General features: G+C 72.0%; 16 protein-coding genes and 1 pseudogene. 5 read left to right on the top strand and 12 right to left on the bottom strand.

Annotation, left to right across the window (positions count from 1 at the left end; genetic code table 11):
- Position 1: 1 nt before the first annotated feature.
- A complete protein-coding gene (locus tag SYYSPA8_RS34965; protein ID WP_323451481.1) occupies positions 2-1,024 on the bottom strand; it encodes an alcohol dehydrogenase in 1,023 nt (340 codons plus the stop codon).
- A gap of 234 nt (positions 1,025-1,258) precedes the next feature.
- Between SYYSPA8_RS34965 and SYYSPA8_RS34960 the strand changes: the two genes are divergently transcribed.
- Both SYYSPA8_RS34960 and SYYSPA8_RS34955 read left to right on the top strand, forming a co-directional pair.
- On the top strand, positions 1,259-1,888 hold the full coding sequence (locus tag SYYSPA8_RS34960; protein ID WP_323451480.1) for an RNA polymerase sigma factor: 630 nt from the start codon (positions 1,259-1,261) through the stop codon (positions 1,886-1,888).
- A complete protein-coding gene (locus tag SYYSPA8_RS34955; protein ID WP_323451479.1) occupies positions 1,885-2,808 on the top strand; it encodes a hypothetical protein in 924 nt (307 codons plus the stop codon). Before SYYSPA8_RS34960 ends, SYYSPA8_RS34955 begins: the two co-directional genes overlap by 4 nt.
- An 80-nt stretch (positions 2,809-2,888) precedes the next feature.
- Here the strand turns inward: SYYSPA8_RS34955 and SYYSPA8_RS34950 are convergent, their stop codons facing one another.
- From SYYSPA8_RS34950 to SYYSPA8_RS34940, 3 genes are all read right to left on the bottom strand, one after another.
- Complete coding sequence (locus tag SYYSPA8_RS34950) at positions 2,889-3,218, bottom strand: hypothetical protein (protein WP_323451478.1); 330 nt, start codon at positions 3,216-3,218, stop codon at positions 2,889-2,891.
- A gap of 162 nt (positions 3,219-3,380) precedes the next feature.
- Positions 3,381-4,085, bottom strand: a complete 705-nt coding sequence (locus SYYSPA8_RS34945; protein WP_323451477.1) for a peptidoglycan recognition protein family protein — start codon at positions 4,083-4,085, stop codon at positions 3,381-3,383.
- Between the two features lie 181 nt (positions 4,086-4,266).
- A complete protein-coding gene (locus tag SYYSPA8_RS34940; RefSeq protein WP_323451476.1) occupies positions 4,267-4,668 on the bottom strand; it encodes a YunG family protein in 402 nt (133 codons plus the stop codon).
- A gap of 140 nt (positions 4,669-4,808) precedes the next feature.
- On the opposite strand from SYYSPA8_RS34940, the gene SYYSPA8_RS34935 reads away from it, so the two are divergent.
- Positions 4,809-6,026, top strand: coding sequence for a serine hydrolase domain-containing protein (locus SYYSPA8_RS34935; protein ID WP_323451475.1), 1,218 nt, complete (start codon positions 4,809-4,811; stop codon positions 6,024-6,026).
- A gap of 34 nt (positions 6,027-6,060) precedes the next feature.
- Here the strand turns inward: SYYSPA8_RS34935 and SYYSPA8_RS34930 are convergent, their stop codons facing one another.
- The 5 genes and pseudogenes from SYYSPA8_RS34930 to SYYSPA8_RS34910 all read right to left on the bottom strand — a co-directional run bounded on the left by SYYSPA8_RS34930 (position 6,061) and on the right by SYYSPA8_RS34910 (position 9,184).
- Positions 6,061-6,486 (bottom strand): GNAT family N-acetyltransferase, encoded by a 426-nt coding sequence (locus tag SYYSPA8_RS34930; protein ID WP_323451474.1) that lies wholly within the window; start codon positions 6,484-6,486, stop codon positions 6,061-6,063.
- An 84-nt stretch (positions 6,487-6,570) separates the two neighbouring features.
- Positions 6,571-7,311: an N-acetyltransferase gene (locus SYYSPA8_RS34925; RefSeq protein ID WP_323451473.1), complete on the bottom strand. Its 741-nt coding sequence runs from the start codon at positions 7,309-7,311 to the stop codon at positions 6,571-6,573.
- A gap of 98 nt (positions 7,312-7,409) precedes the next feature.
- Positions 7,410-7,946, bottom strand: a complete 537-nt coding sequence (locus SYYSPA8_RS34920) for a tyrosine-protein phosphatase (RefSeq protein ID WP_323451472.1) — start codon at positions 7,944-7,946, stop codon at positions 7,410-7,412.
- A 176-nt stretch (positions 7,947-8,122) separates the two neighbouring features.
- Positions 8,123-8,443, bottom strand: a pseudogene (locus SYYSPA8_RS34915) (hypothetical protein); the annotation flags it as partial.
- A gap of 123 nt (positions 8,444-8,566) precedes the next feature.
- Positions 8,567-9,184 (bottom strand): PadR family transcriptional regulator, encoded by a 618-nt coding sequence (locus SYYSPA8_RS34910; protein WP_323451471.1) that lies wholly within the window; start codon positions 9,182-9,184, stop codon positions 8,567-8,569.
- 215 nt (positions 9,185-9,399) lie between these two features.
- Between SYYSPA8_RS34910 and SYYSPA8_RS34905 the strand changes: the two genes are divergently transcribed.
- Positions 9,400-10,014, top strand: coding sequence for an RICIN domain-containing protein (locus SYYSPA8_RS34905; RefSeq protein WP_323451470.1), 615 nt, complete (start codon positions 9,400-9,402; stop codon positions 10,012-10,014).
- Between the two features lie 55 nt (positions 10,015-10,069).
- Here SYYSPA8_RS34905 and SYYSPA8_RS34900 read toward each other — a convergent pair whose 3' ends face one another.
- The 3 genes from SYYSPA8_RS34900 to SYYSPA8_RS34890 all read right to left on the bottom strand — a co-directional run bounded on the left by SYYSPA8_RS34900 (position 10,070) and on the right by SYYSPA8_RS34890 (position 12,685).
- Positions 10,070-10,732, bottom strand: a complete 663-nt coding sequence (locus tag SYYSPA8_RS34900) for a response regulator transcription factor (protein ID WP_323451469.1) — start codon at positions 10,730-10,732, stop codon at positions 10,070-10,072.
- A 127-nt stretch (positions 10,733-10,859) separates the two neighbouring features.
- A complete protein-coding gene (locus tag SYYSPA8_RS34895) occupies positions 10,860-11,537 on the bottom strand; it encodes a class I SAM-dependent methyltransferase (RefSeq protein ID WP_323451468.1) in 678 nt (225 codons plus the stop codon).
- Positions 11,538-11,578: 41 nt separating this feature from the next.
- Positions 11,579-12,685, bottom strand: coding sequence for a TolB family protein (locus tag SYYSPA8_RS34890; protein WP_323451467.1), 1,107 nt, complete (start codon positions 12,683-12,685; stop codon positions 11,579-11,581).
- Between the two features lie 261 nt (positions 12,686-12,946).
- Here SYYSPA8_RS34890 and SYYSPA8_RS34885 point away from each other — a divergent pair, with 261 nt between their 5' ends.
- Complete coding sequence (locus tag SYYSPA8_RS34885) at positions 12,947-14,182, top strand: epoxide hydrolase family protein (RefSeq protein ID WP_323451466.1); 1,236 nt, start codon at positions 12,947-12,949, stop codon at positions 14,180-14,182.
- Positions 14,183-14,693 lie beyond the last annotated feature (511 nt).

Below are 14,693 nucleotides of genomic sequence, written 5' to 3'. Positions count from 1 at the left end.
CCTACGTACCGGTGGTCAGGACCATCCGGAAGCGGGCGGCGCCGCTGCGCATGCGGCGGAAGGCCGCGTCGGCCTCCTCCAGCGGGGCCGTCTCGACCATCGGGCGGACCTCGCTGCGGGCGGTGAACGCCATCGTCTCCTCGACGTCCCGCGCCGTGCCGGAGGGATGGCCGTGGATGGTCCGGGCACCCATGATGAGCTGGAGCGGGGTGACCGTGAGCGGGTCGGAGGAGGCCCCGATCACGACCAGTTCGCCCCGGGGGGCCAGGCCGTCGACGGTCCGGGACATCGCGTCGGCGCTGGCGGCGGTCGCCAGGACGACCTTCGCGCCGCCGAGGTCGCGCAGGGCGTCCGCCACGGTGGTGGCGGTGGAGTCGATGTAGTGGCGGGCGCCGAGCCGCAGCGCCAGTTCCTCCTTGTCGGCGCCCCGGGCGATGGCGACGGTGTCGAAGCCGAAGGCGGCGGCGTACTGCACCCCGAGATGGCCGAGTCCGCCGAGGCCGAGCACGGCGACGAGGTCGCCGGGGCGGGCGGCGGTGTGCCGCAGCGCGTTGAAGACGGTCACGCCCGCGCAGCCGAGCGGGGCGGCCTCGGTGGCGGAGAGCCCGTCCGGGATGCGGGCGAGCGCGGTGGCCGGGGCGACCATGGCTTCGGCGAAGCCGCCGGGATAGGCCCAGCCGGGCACCTGGAGGGATGCGCAGGTGATGAAGTCGCCCGCGCGGCAGGAGCGGCAGTGGCCGCAGTTTCCGCCGAACCAGCCGACGGCGACCCGGTCGCCGGCCGCCCAGCCGGTGACCCCCTCGCCGAGTGCGTCGATCCTGCCCGCCACCTCGTGCCCGGTGACCAGCGGAAAGCTCACCCCGGGAAAGTTTCCGTCCACGAAGTGGGCGTCGCTGCCGCAGATCCCGCACGCCTCGACCGCGATCCGGACCTGGCCGGGTCCCGGCCGGGGCAGTTCCCGTTCGACGATCTCGAACGCCCCGCCCGGGGTTCTCACCTCGGCGACGCGCATGGACGGACTCATGGGTGGTCTCCTTCCTCCGTGCCCGCACGGGACATGCCGCGTGCGGGGGACGGCCGGGCCGGTGGTGCCCGACCGTACCCGGCCCCACGGGGCGCTGCCCGCCGCACCCGGCCCGGCGCCCGCACTCGCACCCGCCCGGCGGAGCGGCGGAGCCCGTACCCCCTGATACCCGATCGGGTGTGGTGTGGCTCACGAACGGGGAACTCGCGCGGACGGCCCGGACAGCTGGACGGTATGGAGATGAGTGTGCGGGCCCGTATACGGGCCGGGGACCCCGACGCGTTCGGGGCTCTCTACGACGACAACGCCCGCGCGGTGTACAACCACGCGTTCCGGCTGACCGGGGACTGGTCGACGGCCGAGGACGTGATGGCCCTGACCTTCCTGGAGGCGTGGCGGCTGCGCGGGGGCGTGGATGTGGAGGGCGGGTCGCTGCGGCCGTGGCTGCTGGGCATCGCGACCAACACGGCACGCAACACCCGCAGGGCGGCCCGGCGGCACGAGGCCGCCGTGGGCCGGCTGCCGCGTGGCGGGGCGGTCCCGGACTTCGCCGAGGAGCTGGTCGGCCGCATCGACGACACCGAACAGCTCAGGACGGTCCGGGCGGTGGTGGGGGGACTGCGCCGGGCGGAACGCGAGGTGCTCGCCCTGTGCGTCTGGTCCGGGCTGGACTACGCGGCGGCGGCCCAGGCGCTCGGGATCCCCGTCGGCACCGTCAGGTCCCGGCTCGCCCGCGCCCGCGCGAAGCTGGCCAGGCTGGTCGGCCCCGCCGCCACGGAGGTACGGAACCCGCGGCGTGACCGCGGACAGGTAGAAGGTGGCCGCACCTCTGCGGCCCGGCCCACCCAGGAGGAGACCCGATGAGCCCCCAGCAGCACCGGCCGGAGGCGGCCGAGCGTGAGGAGCTGGCCCGGCTGGTGCCGGTACCGGCCGACAGGGACCTGCCCGGGAACCGCCACCGCCTCTTCAAGCACTATCTGATGAACGAAGTCCAGCGTGATCTCCGTGATCTCCACCCGGATCCGGCCCAGGAGTCGGCCCGCCGGACACGGGACCGGCGCAAGCGGCTGATCTGGCGCGTCGCCGTGCCCGCCGCGGCCCTCGCCGCCGCGGGCGGCACGGCGGCGGCCGTCATGGCCGGCGGGACCGCGCCTGCGGCCGCGCCCCTGACCGTCCAGTGCGCGGCCACCCTCTCCACCGAGATCCGCGACAGCTTCGCCACGGCCGTCAGGAGCGGCGAGAGCCCGGAACAGGCCTGCGCCAAGGCGTGGCCGGATCTTGTCGAGAATCTGCGCAGCCACCCGGAGACGGCCGATCGCGCCGCCCGGTGGACCCCCGCCCCACCCGATCATCTGGTCGGGTGCACCTCGCGGAACGGCGACAGGGCGGTGATCGTCTACCCCCGGCCCACCGGCCTGACCGCTGAGCGGGCGTGCGCCCGCGTCGGCCAGGTGCGCCCCGACGACGGCCCCGTCTACGCGGGCGCCACGGCGGAGCAGGTCCGGAAGCTGGCCGAGCTGGTGGACGACCGGATCGGCGACAGGATCGGCGACGGGACTGACGGCGGAACCGGCGGCGGCTCGATCGGTCCCGGGGGCGCGTGCGCGCCGTACAGCGTCATGCGGACCGCCGTGGAGCGCTCCCTGGACGAACTCGGCATGAGCCGCTGGCGCATCGACAACCAGCACACCGGAGGGGACGGCGGCACGGTCTGGTACGACATCCGCGAGGCCACGGGCACGGTCGTCCTGCGCGACGGCACGCGGCTGTGCACCGCTGGGTGACGCGTCCGGACCTGCCCGGCCCGGCCCGGTCCGACGGGTGCGTCGGACCGGGCCGGGCCGGGCGAACCCGCCGGGCGGGGTCAGCCGTTGCAGCGGACGCAGCGCAGGCCCTGGTAGGTGCGTGACCCGTCGGCGCAGACCAGATGGGTGACGATCATCCAGCGGTTGGTGGCGCTGCACAGCTGGAGCGGGCCCGTGGTGCAGGTCTCCTCGGTCCAGCACTGGGTGGCGGCGGCTGCCTCCGTCTTCGAGACCAGGCGGTCGACGAGCGCGTCGGAGAGGTTCTGGAGCCAGGTGCGCATGGGACGTCCATTCGTCTCGATGGGGTGGGACGCGTGGTACGGGCCGCCTCCCGGCCGGGGCGCGGGGGCGGCGTCGTGCCCCGCCAGCATCCGGGGGCCGTCTTGCACGAACCTTGATCAAATCTCAAATCGGCGGCGCGGGAGGACGGGTGGCACCGGACGGCACCCGCACGCCTGAGGCGCCGGATCAGCAGGAATCGGAGCAGGAGGAATCGGAGCAGGAGCGAAGAGCGCTCTGCTCCACCGTTCCACCGTTCCACCGTTCCACCGTCAGGTCCGCAGGGATTCCCGTACGCGGTCCATGACGGCTCCGCGCTGCCCCGCCCGTATCGCCCCGGGACAGGCGTGCCCGCCCCAGGCGCCTTCGCCCATGGAGTGGGTGCCCAGGCCCCGCCCCTTCGGGGAGTCCGTCACCTCAAGGGGCCAGCCGTGCTCGCGCGCGCCCCACGCGTAGACGCGCGCGACGGCTTCGACCTGCGCCGTGGTGAGCGGCTTGCCGAAGAAGCCCGAAGTCTCCACCGACACCCATTCGGCGTTGCCCTCGCTCTGGGTCCAGGCCCGGTCGTGGACCGATACGTACTGCTCGATCTCGCCTGCCTGCGACACCCAGAAGTGGGCCGAACTCCGCGTCGCGGGGTTGGAGAACCGCTCGAACAGCGACCCCTCGCCCTCCTGTACGTGCAGCACCAGGCCGCGTTGCCCCCTCCGCCCGCCCCGGCCGAAGTTCTCCTCGATCGGTTTCCGGTCGGCGCCGGACATCCATCCGGGGGCCATGGCGACGGCGGAGGCCGACGCGACGCGGGGCCGCTGGACCGTCTGTGCCTCCGGAGCCGGCGGCGGGGGCTGCTGCGGCGCGGGCCGCTCCTTCCTGAGGACGGCGACGGCCGACACGGGGGCGAGGAGCAGCCCTCCCCCGAGGAGGAACACGCCGCGCCGGGTCGGCCCGCTGGTCTGTCGCCGGTGCTTCCGCGTCACAGGTGCCTCCGGGTCGGTGTGTCGGAGGCCGTGCGGCCGCTGCGGGGAGTGGACATGCCGAACAACGTGTCCCGGAAATGTGATCACCACCTCATGGACATGTGATGGGAAGGCAACAGCGCGCGCGAGCGGGCGACGGCGGAGCCGGCGGCACCGCCGCGGCCGGCCGCCCGTTCATCTCTCATATCGGCTCCGGAAGAGCACCGAGGTGTTCGCCGACGCGCTCGCGCAGCAGCAGGTACTCCGCCCAGCGGCGCGGCAGAGGGCCCGGGGGCCGGACGACGACACGTTCCGCGCCGATGGTCTGCCCCTGCTGGAACTGCTCGCGTGTCAGATCGAGTTCGACCCCGCTGGCCAGCCGGTTCCACCAGTGGAAGCCGCGCTGGGCACCGTCGGCGAGATACACCTCGCCCACCACGAGGTCGCCACCGAGGACATCGTTGACGATCAGAGCGGTGATGTCGCAGTGTCCCCGGGCCGGGTTGCCGGGCCGCCAGTCGGCGAGGTCGTCGGGTGAACACGTGTCGGCGGCCCAGCTCTCCCGCAGGGCCCGGTCGAGATCCAGCAGATTCCAGGGAGTCATCCCGGCAGCATCGCAGGTCCCTCCGGCAACCCTCAATGGTCATGTCGGGGGTTGTGCCAGGGCTGATGTCAGGGGCGATGTGAGGGATGGTGTCAGGAGCGTGACAGGTGGGTGTCAGGCCCGGCGGGAAGGGTGGCGGCATGAAGAATTCGGCGATCGCGGCCCCGGGGCTGCGCAGAGTACGCGACGTTTTGGCACGGCATGTCGAGTCCGGGAGGATTCCCGGGCTCGTCGCCCTGGTCGGCCGGGGTGGTGAGACGCACATCGAGGCGATCGGGACGATGCGTCATGACGGCGGCGCGCCGATGCGCCACGACACGATCTTCCGGATGGCGTCGACGTCGAAGCCGGTCGCGGTCGCGCCGGTGCTGATGCTGATCGACGAGTGCAGGCTGCGGCTGGACGACCCGGTGGAGCCGTGGCTGCCCGAGCTGGCCGGCCGACGGGTGCTGAAGCGGGTCGACGGCCCGCTGGACGACACCGTTCCGGCACGGCGGCCGATCACCGTACGATCCCTGCTCACCTCCACGTTCGGGCTCGGGATGGATCTGACGTCGCCGGAGGCTCCGGTCCAGGTGGCGATCCAGGAGCTGGAACTCACCGGCAGAGGAGCGCCGCCGCCGGAGCCGGACGAGTGGATGCGCCGCCTGGGCACGCTGCCGCTGACGCACCAGCCCGGAGCGCACTGGCAGTACCACATCAGCAACGATGTGCTCGGCGTGCTGGTCGCCCGGGTCACGGGCCGGCCGTTCGCGACGTTTCTGCGCGAACGCCTCTTCGAACCGCTGGGGATGAAGGACACCGGTTTCCATGTACCGGCCGACGGGATCGACCGGCTGCCGCCCGCGTACGTTCCCGATCCGCGGACCGGGGAGTTCATCGTGTGGGACGAGGCGGCGGGCGGAAGGTACAGCCGGCCCCCGGAGTTCCCGTCAGGGGGCGGCGGGCTGGTCTCCACCGTCGCCGACTACCACGCGTACTTCCGGATGCTGCTGAACCACGGCATGCACGGGTCCGAGCGGATCCTGTCCCGGCCCGCCGTCCAGCTGATGACCACCAATCGCCTGACGCCCGCGCAGCAGGCGCCCCGGGACGCCCTGGCCGACAGCACCCCGCTGGCGTACGGCCTCGGGAAGCACGGGGGCTGGGGCTTCGGGATGGCCACCCGTACGTACCGGTCCGACTTCGCGTCCGTGGGCCAGTTCGGCTGGGACGGCGGGACCGGCACCACGGCGTACGCCGATCCCGAGGAGCGGCTCACCGGGATGCTGCTCACCCAGGTGGGGATGTCCACGCCGGATTCGCCGAGGGCCATCCACGACTTCTGGACCACGGTCTACCAGGCGATCGACGAATGATCCGGGCCCCCGGCCCCGGGCGGCCGAAGTCGGCTCAGGTCAGGGCGATGAGCCCCGCGTCTGTCGGCCGGAAGCCGCAGGCGCCGAGGTAGAAGGGGCGCAGGTGCTCCTCGAAGTCGACGTGGAGCCATGCGCAGCCCGCTGCCCGGGCGCCGCGCGCCGCCGTCGTCACGAGTTCGGTTCCGACACCGGACCCGCGCGTGTTCCGGGCGACCATCGTGTCGAGGACGAAGGCATGGGCGCCACCGTCCCAGGCGACGTTGACGAATCCGACGAGCCCGCCGCTCCCGCCCTGCCCGCTCTGCCCGCCGCCCTCCCGGGCGCAGACCCAGCCGAGGCTGTGCCGGTGCACCCGGGTCCGCCAGTCGGTGGGCACCGGGTCATGGCCGAACGCCTCCGCGTGGAGCGCGTCGACGGCCGCGTTGTCGAAGTCCCCGCGCCAGTCGTACAGGATCGTCACGGACCGCATCGTAGATCGTGGGGCGGTGGATCGTGGGGCGGCCGTCGGGGCGACGGACCCGGACGGTTCAGACGGTGTGCCGCTTCAGACGGTGTGCCGGACCCAGACATTGGGCTCGACGTAGACCGCGTACCCCCGTTCGGGTTCGCAGTGCACCGGCACCAGCGCGCCGGGGACCTCCACCGGGCCCGGGGTGTCGAAGGGGAGCCCGGTCCAGGCCCGCCACTGCTCCAGGGTGCCCGGAATCGTCATCGAGGCCGGGCAGACCGCCTCCACGGTGGCGCCCAGGCGGGCGTGGACCCTCAGCCAGGGGTCGTACGGCAGGCCGTCCGGGCGGGTGCGGAAGGCGTACTCCTCGATGGAGCCGCCGGCCTCCAGGTGCTTGGCGGTGGGCCGGACCGGGGCGACGAGGTTCGGGATGCCCAGCCGCCGGACGTTGTCCCGCAGGGCGACGAGCATCCGGCGGGATATCCCCTCGCCCTGCCGGTCCGTCGTGACGGTGATGTCGAGCGCGCTGACCGTGTCCGGCTGCTCTCCGGCCCGCAGATCGGCGAAGGCCCAGATCAGGACCTGGTCCCAGCCCATCCCCGGCAGCTCGCCCCGGCCCGGCGCCGCCAGCCGGAAGGGTGCGCTGATCGCGTGCGCGACCACCTCGTCGCCATCGGTGGCGACCAGGACATGTTCGGGAAACTCCGTGGGCACGTGGGCGTAGCACGCCCAGCCGACCGGGTCCTCGGCCATGAAAGCGGGCCAGTCGTCGGGCATCTGCCACATCGGTCCCTGGAGTTCGGGGCGCTCGGCGAGGGTGGTGATCACGAGAGACATACCCCGGACGGTAGTCGCGGGGCACGCCGGAGGTCATCGTGTTTTCGCAGGGCGGGCGTCGTGCGGGGCCGGGGCGGGCGTCGTGCGGGGCCGCGCGGTCAGTCCCGCCCAGTGGTGAGCAGCCGATCGCGGAGCGCCTGCGCCGTCGTCCCCCGGACGCCGACCCGGTCGGTGAGGTAGCCGGTGACCGAGCCGTACCGGGCGGTGAGGTCGGACAGGACCAGTTCCATGACGGTGACGGGGGCGCGGCCGTAGCCGGGCCAGCGCAGGACGCGGCCCGGGTGGGCGGCGTGCCAGTCGGCGACCAGCCGGTCGGTGGCGAGTTCGGTGAGGGCGAAGTCCGCGAGGATCTGTTCGTCGTCCACGTCGAGGAGGGTGAGGACGAGCGCGGCGATCAGGCCGGTGCGGTCCTTGCCCGATGCGCAGTGGAACACCAGCGGCCCTTCGGCCTCGGCGATGACCTCGACGGCGCGGCGGATCTCGTCGGCGCCGTCTTCGGTGACCTCGGCGAAGCGGTCGGCGAGATAGCGCCAGGGGTCGGTGTCCGGGTCGATCTCGGCCTGGTCGTAGGGCCGGTGCTCGATGCTCAGATTCTCGTACCGGAAGCGGTCCGGCTCGGGGACCCGCAACGTCATCGGCGCGGACGCCGTCGTGGACGCGGTGCGGCGCTGCTGGGCGTCGCTGTGGACCGACCGGGCGGTCGCCTGTCCGACCGACGACCAGGTCCGGCGGCTCGTCGCTCGCGGCGCGGCGGCACGTGACGTACGTCCACAGTGGAGCGGGGTGCCTGCGGGCGGCGGCGTCCGGCCCGTCAGGCACTGAACCGGTCGACCAGCCTCCTCATGGTCTCGAAGGCGGGTTTGGGGGTGTAGTCGTCGGTGGTGAGGCCGAATTGATGGAACAGTCCCGGGTTGGCGCTGTCGGCGTCCCGCAGCGCGAAGTGCGTGTAGCCGCTCAGTCCGAGGTCTGCCGCGTGGGCCGCGACCGACCCGACCACCGTCGCGAGGACGTCGGCCTGGCGGTGCGGAGTCCGGTCCGGGCCGGTGGGCCAGCCGTGTTCGGTGATGTGCAGGGGCAGGTGCCCCAGACCGGCCGGGGTCAGCACGGTGTCACGGTGATGGCGCAGCAGTCCTCACCGGCGACTCCGCCCGGGTAGATCCCGAAGAGCAGGCCGTCCTGCGTTCCCGGCGTCACGCGTTGGATTCCTCTCGGTCAGGGGGTTCGGGGGTTCAGGGGGTTCGGGGGTTCAGGGGGTTCAGGGGCTTGAGGACTCGGGTCTCAGGGAGTCGGGATCCGTTGCCGCAGCGTCCGGCCATGTCAGCGCGCCGCTACGGATGTCCTCGATGACGGAGTCGATCCACGCCGTCTCGGCGCGTGCGAGGGACAGCGCGTAGTCGGCTTCGATGACGTGCAGTCGCGGCACACCGGCCACGAGGGCCTCCGCGAGGCGTTCCCCGTCGGCGGCCGTACGCCGGCGAAGGCGCCGGGCGCGCTCGGTCAGGGCCTCCTCGGCGCCGGCAGGACCGAGCGCGCCGAGGTAGGTGACAGCGCCCAGGAAGTGCGAGAACTCCCGCCGTGGGTCGCGGATCTGTGCGTCCAGCCGCCGTACGAGTTCGTCGCGCCCTGCTTGCGTCAGGGCGTAGACGGTCCTTTCGGGCCGGTTTCCCGAGCGCTGCCGGCCCTGGGAGGCCACCCATCCGGCTTCGGCGAGGGCGGCGACGGTGTTGTAGAGCGTGCCCCGATGGATCACGGCCGCGTGGTTGGCGCTGCGTTCTCGCAGTTCGGAAAGCATCTGATGGGGGTGTGAGCTCTGCTCCAGCAGAAGGCCCAGCACCGCCGTCACGATCGGGTTGTCCAGAGCACGACGTGGCATGGTCGAAATCTATCAGTCCAAATAGACTAAGGGGCTCGGAGGGCGAAGGGTCGGAGGGAACGAGCAGGCGCGGCACTCTCCCTGACCGCGGCCTCCCCACGGCGACATGCCCGGGTGGTCGGGACACCGGACCCATGTGCCCGGGACACCGAGCGCCGCAGGATGACTCCGTCGCCGAACGGCGATGCACCACAACGGGAGAAGAGGTACGTACGATGAGGAAATCCCTGGCCGCCGCCCTGTCGGCCGTCGTGGTCCCGGCCGCCCTGCTGACCGCCGCGGGCACCGCGCAGGCGGCCCCCGAGCCGGTGGCACCGGCCGCCACCGCACCTGCGAAGGCCACCCCGGGGGCCGTCGCCGCCGCCGGGAAGAAGCTCGCCGCCGCGGGCGACGTCACCATCCAGAACCGGTACAACAACCGCTGTCTCCAGGCCAAGGGCGATGCGCCGGGCTTTGATGTCCGGCTGATGGACTGCGACGCGAACGACCCCCGGCAGCAGTGGGACATCGCCTGGGTCTACACCCAGGCGGGCGGCTACTACGAGCTGCGCAGCGCGCCGAGCGGGCTGTGCCTGGACGCCGACTGGGCGTCCATCGGCGGCAACGGCACCCGGATGCAGGTGTGGACGTGCCAGGGCACCGACCAGACCAACCAGCACTGGCGGATGAGACCGGTCACCAACCTGCCGAACACGTTCGAGGTGACCGTCGAGACCAACAACCGCTGCCTGGACGGGGACCTCAACTCGATCGGCTGGAACGGGGGCCGGGTGCTGCTGTGGAACTGCCTGGGCCCGGCGCAGGTCAACCAGCAGTGGCGGATCGTCTGACCTGACCGGACCTGACTGGACAGGACCGGACAGGACCTGACCGGACAGGACCGGCTCAGCGCTCGCCGCCGAGGCCCGCCTCCCGGGCCCGGACGATCGCCTCCGCCCGGCTGCCGGCGTGGAGCTTCATGAAGATGCAGGAGAGGTGATTGCGCACGGTCTTCTGGCTCAGCGTCAGGCGGTGCGCGATCACCCTGTTGTCGAGGCCACGGGCGGCCAGGTCCAGGACCTCGTGCTCCCGGGGTGTCAGACCGGGCAGGACCGGAGCGGGCCCGCCCGCGTACCGGCCGGTCAGATAGGCCACGGCCCGGTCGGCGACGGCCGGGCCGAGGAGGACTTCCCCGTTGGCGACCGCCCGTACCGCCCGTTCCACTTCCGTCCCGGTCGATCCCTTGAGGAGATACCCCCGCGCTCCCGCCCGCAACGCGGCGAACACGGAGTCGTCGTCGTTCCGCGTGGTCATGACCAGGACAGCCGGCTGCGGCCGCAGTCGCAGCAGCCCGCGCGTGCCGTCGATCCCGGACGTCCCCTCCGGACCGCCCAGTTCCAGGTCCATGACGACCACATGGGGACGGTGCCGCTCCACGGCGACGATCGCCTCCGCCGCGGTCGCCGCCTCCGCCACCACGGCCAGTCCGGGGAGCGAGCCGAGCAGTGCCGCCATGCCCAGCCGGAAGACCGGATGATCGTCCACGATCACGACGGTGATCTCTGCCATGCCGTTCATCCCGTCCCGTCCCCCTCCCCCAGGCCCGGACCTGGGCACCCGAGGAGGCTCTCAGGAACAGCGGGCCGGCCCCACCCCAGAAACCTGGGGTTCTGGGCTCGGTCCCCGCGACCACGCTTCAGCGGCGGCGGGCCAGCAGGTGGGCATCGAGGAAGCCCCGCTCGGAGGCCGGGTCGTGGAGCAGCCGGGCGAACGTGACGAACCCGGCCCGGGTGAGCAGTTCGGCGAACCGGTCCGCCGGCCAGCTGTAGGCGGGCGTCACCTTGTGGTCAAAGCGGATCGGCTCGGATCCCCCGGTCGCAGTCGCAGTCGCGGTTACGGTCGCGGTTACGGTCGCGGTCGCGGTCGCGAAGAACGAGCACAGAATCAGCCCTCCCGGCGCCAGGACCCGCGCCTGTTCGGCGAGCAGCGCGGGCAGCTCACCGGGAGGGGTGTGAATCATCGAGTAGTGGGCCAGCACGCCGCCCAGCGTGGCGTCCTCGACCGGCAGGGCCTCCATCCGGGCCTCTTCGAACCGCAGCGCCGGATGGGCCCGCCGCGCGTGGTCGACCATGCCCGGGGAGAGATCGAGCCCGAAGGCGTCGAGTCCCAGATCGTGCAGCATCGCCGTCATATGTCCGGGCCCGCAGCCGACATCGGCCGCCCGCAGGTTTCCCGTCCCGCGGACCAGCTCGGCGAAGGTGCCGAGCATGGCCCGCGTGAGCGGCTGCGCCTCCAGCCGGTCGGCGAACAGCGAGGCGTACAGCTCCACGATCCCGTCGTAGGCCGCCCTGGTCTCGTCCTGGTGCTCCCCCATGGCAGGGAAGTTAACATCCGGGCGGCAGGGGGCCGGTACGGTCAGGCGAAACTGCGGACGAAGACGTCCGACACGCCGTTGGTGTCGCCGGGCACGATGTCGTCGGCCGTGGAGTGGAAGACCACCTCGCGCCCACCCGAGCTGACCGCGTCCGTCCCGGCCGACGCGGGCTGGGCCGAGACGGTCTCGTCGGTGCCCGTCTGGAGGTCGCGCAGGGTGAGCGACGACGGTCCGGTCGTGCCCTGCGGGGCGTACAGCAGATAGCGGCCGGTGGGATCGATGGCCACACCTCGTACGTTCGTGACCAGTTGGGCGGTGCCGGAGGCGGTGTCGTGGACGTAGGTGTCGGCGCCCGAGAGGTAGACGACCTTGCTGCCGTCGTCGCTGAGCTGGACGAGGGTCGCCGCCTTGGCCGGGCCCTCGATCGGGCCGGATGTGGTGTCGCCGGTCCGGTTCCAGACGAAGACGTCCTCCGCCTGGCCGTCCTGGTAGGCGAGGGAGCGGCCGTCGCCGCTGAGGGACGGCAGGGACGACCGGGTGTGGCCGAGGGCGGCGACGGTCCTGCTGGTGCCGTCGCCGTCGTGCAGTTCGACGCGCTGGCCGGGCGAGGGTTGTCTGAAGAACACGACAAGGGCGAGGGAGCTGCCGTCCGCGCTCAGCGACGGCTGGTTGCAGCTGTGGGCCAGGCAGTTGGCGGAGGCCGTGCCTCCCGTGCTCACCTGGTACTGGCGGACCCGGACGTTGTTCACCCACTGGATCGGATAGGCGACATATCCCCCGTTGCCACTGATCACCGGGGGATTGAGCGGGTCATAGGTACCCATCCGGCTGTTCTGCCCCGTCTGCCGGTCGCGGACGAAGACCCTCTCGCCTCCCGCCGCGCCGCCGGGTATGAGGTTCGTCGCCGACGACGAGAAGACGACGCGGCGGCCGTCGGGCGTGATCGAGGCGTCGGCGGAGTTGCCGTCGGCCTGGGTGCCGCCGGCCGCGACACTGATCCTCTCGACACCGGCCACCCGGCTGCCCGCTGAGCCTGCTGAGCCCGCCGCGCCACCCATGGGCTCGATCGCGGGCCGGGCCGAGGCCGCTCCGGGCAGCACCGCCGTGACCGCGCAGACCGCGAACGCCGCGCACAGCGCGACCCGCACACGTCTGGTGGTACGCCGGTTTGCGTTTCCACTCATTTTCCCCCCAGAAAGGACACGGCTCCTCCCCCGGCTCCCCACCAGAGGACCACAAGGATGCAACCACGATGGCGCTGCGGGGTCAATGCGTCACATGACGTATCAAGAGGCACCGTTCCGGTCGTGTGACGGCGGGGCCGCACGGCCCATGGGGAACATCCGTGCACGGCGGCACTGCTTCACTCGTTCCAGACCGTCTCCCCCTATCCGGGTAAGGACCACGCCATGACCACCCCGCACGCCTTCCCTCTGGAGCCCACCCCGATCCATGTGCCCGACGAGGTCCTGGCCGACCTGCGGGGCCGTCTCGCTTCGACCCGTCCGCCGCTGGACGAGGGGAACGCGGACTGGTCCTACGGCGTCCCGGACGGCTATCTCCGCGAACTGGTCGCCCACTGGCGGGACGGCTACGACTGGCGCGCCGCCGAGGCCGCCATCAACGCCTACGAGCACTACCGGGTGAACGTCGCCGGGGTCCCCGTGCACTTCATGCGCAAGGCGGGCCGCGGCCCCCGCCCGATCCCGTTGATCCTCACCCACGGCTGGCCGTGGACCTTCTGGCACTGGTCGAAGGTGATCGACCCGCTGGCCGACCCGGCCGCGTTCGGCGGTGACCCCGCCGACGCGTTCGACGTCATCGTGCCGTCGCTGCCCGGCTTCGGATTCCCCGGTCCGCTCACCGGCTTTCCGGACGTCAACTTCTGGAAGGTCGCCGACCTCTGGCACACCCTGATGACGGAGACCCTGGGATACGAGAAGTACGCCGCCGGGGGTTGCGACATCGGCGGGATCGTCTCCAGCCAGCTCGGCCACAAGTACGCCGGCGAACTGTACGGGATCCACATCGGCTCCGGGCTGCCGCTCGACTTCTTCACCGGACCCCGCGCCTGGGACTTCGCCCGGAACCGCCCCCTCACCGACGACCAGCCGGCCGATGTCCGCGCCCGCATGATCGAGCTGGACCAGCGCTGGGCGTCCCACCTCGCCGTGCACATGCTCGACGGCGCCACCCTGGCGCACGGGCTGAGCGACTCGCCCGCCGGGCTGCTCGCCTGGCTGCTGGAGCGCTGGAACGCGTGGAGCGACCACGGTGGCGACGTCGAGTCCGTCTTCACCAGGGACGACCTGCTCACCCACGCCACGATCTACTGGGTGAACAACTCCATCGCCACGTCGATGCGCTACTACGCCAACGCCAACCGCTACCCCTGGACGCCGGCCCACGACCGCACCCCGGCCGTGGAGGCCCCGGTGGGCCTCACCTTCGTCACGTACGAGAACCCGCCGGGCGTCGACACCGCCACCGACCGCGTCCGGTCGTTCAGGTCCGGCCCGCAGGCGGCTTGGTTCAACCACGTCAACGTCAACGCCCACGACCGGGGTGGTCACTTCATCCCCTGGGAGAACCCGGAGGCGTGGGTGAGCGACCTGCGCCGCACTTTCCACGGCCGGAGGCCCTGAGCGGCCTCGCGGGCGCGTGCGGCGACGGGCTGAGAGAGAGGGGGCCATCCCCGCATGCGCGGGGAGCAGGGAAAGCGGTGCCCCAACCGATCACCCAGGGTCCCAGCTGCCGGACTTCGTGTCCGTGTTCTGCGCCGTCCAGGTCGGGCCGGCGATGACTCTCGTGGTGCGCAGGGTGCGGGAAGCCTGGTGTGTGAACGCGCGGTTCATGTGGTGTCTCCGTTTCCTCGGGTCGTCTCCAGTGGTGCCTGAGATCGAGAAAACAGGACCCACCCATTGTTCAGCAGCCCTGTTCCCGGCGCTGAACATTGCTCTTTGTGAGTCCCTGAGCTGCGGGAACCTCTGCGGTACCGTGTTCAGCGACCATTCAAGGGCGCTACAACACGGGGGTGTTGGTGGTGGCGGGGCGTCATGAGGTGCCGGTGGATCCGCAGGCGGGTCCGGTGGAGGAGTTCGCGTTCGGGTTGCGGAAGCTGCGGGTGGAGGCCGGGCAGCCGACGTACCGGGTGCT

Source organism: Streptomyces yaizuensis (genome assembly GCF_034961445.1).
GTDB lineage: Bacteria > Actinomycetota > Actinomycetes > Streptomycetales > Streptomycetaceae > Streptomyces > Streptomyces yaizuensis.
This window is presented reverse-complemented; position numbering and strand designations above follow the sequence as displayed.

What these genes read in the sequence shown, in the direction of transcription:
- SYYSPA8_RS34955 (WP_323451479.1), top strand. Translation starts at nt 1,885, where the DNA reads ATGAGCCCCCAGCAGCACCGGCCGGAGGCGGCCGAGCGTGAGGAGCTG.
- SYYSPA8_RS34895 (WP_323451468.1), bottom strand. Translation starts at nt 11,537, where the DNA reads ATGGGGGAGCACCAGGACGAGACCAGGGCGGCCTACGACGGGATCGTG.
- SYYSPA8_RS34885 (WP_323451466.1), top strand. Translation starts at nt 12,947, where the DNA reads ATGACCACCCCGCACGCCTTCCCTCTGGAGCCCACCCCGATCCATGTG.
- SYYSPA8_RS34905 (WP_323451470.1), top strand. Translation starts at nt 9,400, where the DNA reads ATGAGGAAATCCCTGGCCGCCGCCCTGTCGGCCGTCGTGGTCCCGGCC.
- SYYSPA8_RS34925 (WP_323451473.1), bottom strand. Translation starts at nt 7,311, where the DNA reads ATGTCTCTCGTGATCACCACCCTCGCCGAGCGCCCCGAACTCCAGGGA.
- SYYSPA8_RS34900 (WP_323451469.1), bottom strand. Translation starts at nt 10,732, where the DNA reads ATGGCAGAGATCACCGTCGTGATCGTGGACGATCATCCGGTCTTCCGG.
- SYYSPA8_RS34935 (WP_323451475.1), top strand. Translation starts at nt 4,809, where the DNA reads ATGAAGAATTCGGCGATCGCGGCCCCGGGGCTGCGCAGAGTACGCGAC.
- SYYSPA8_RS34920 (WP_323451472.1), bottom strand. Translation starts at nt 7,946, where the DNA reads ATGACGTTGCGGGTCCCCGAGCCGGACCGCTTCCGGTACGAGAATCTG.
- SYYSPA8_RS34965 (WP_323451481.1), bottom strand. Translation starts at nt 1,024, where the DNA reads ATGAGTCCGTCCATGCGCGTCGCCGAGGTGAGAACCCCGGGCGGGGCG.
- SYYSPA8_RS34910 (WP_323451471.1), bottom strand. Translation starts at nt 9,184, where the DNA reads ATGCCACGTCGTGCTCTGGACAACCCGATCGTGACGGCGGTGCTGGGC.
- SYYSPA8_RS34940 (WP_323451476.1), bottom strand. Translation starts at nt 4,668, where the DNA reads ATGACTCCCTGGAATCTGCTGGATCTCGACCGGGCCCTGCGGGAGAGC.
- SYYSPA8_RS34960 (WP_323451480.1), top strand. Translation starts at nt 1,259, where the DNA reads ATGGAGATGAGTGTGCGGGCCCGTATACGGGCCGGGGACCCCGACGCG.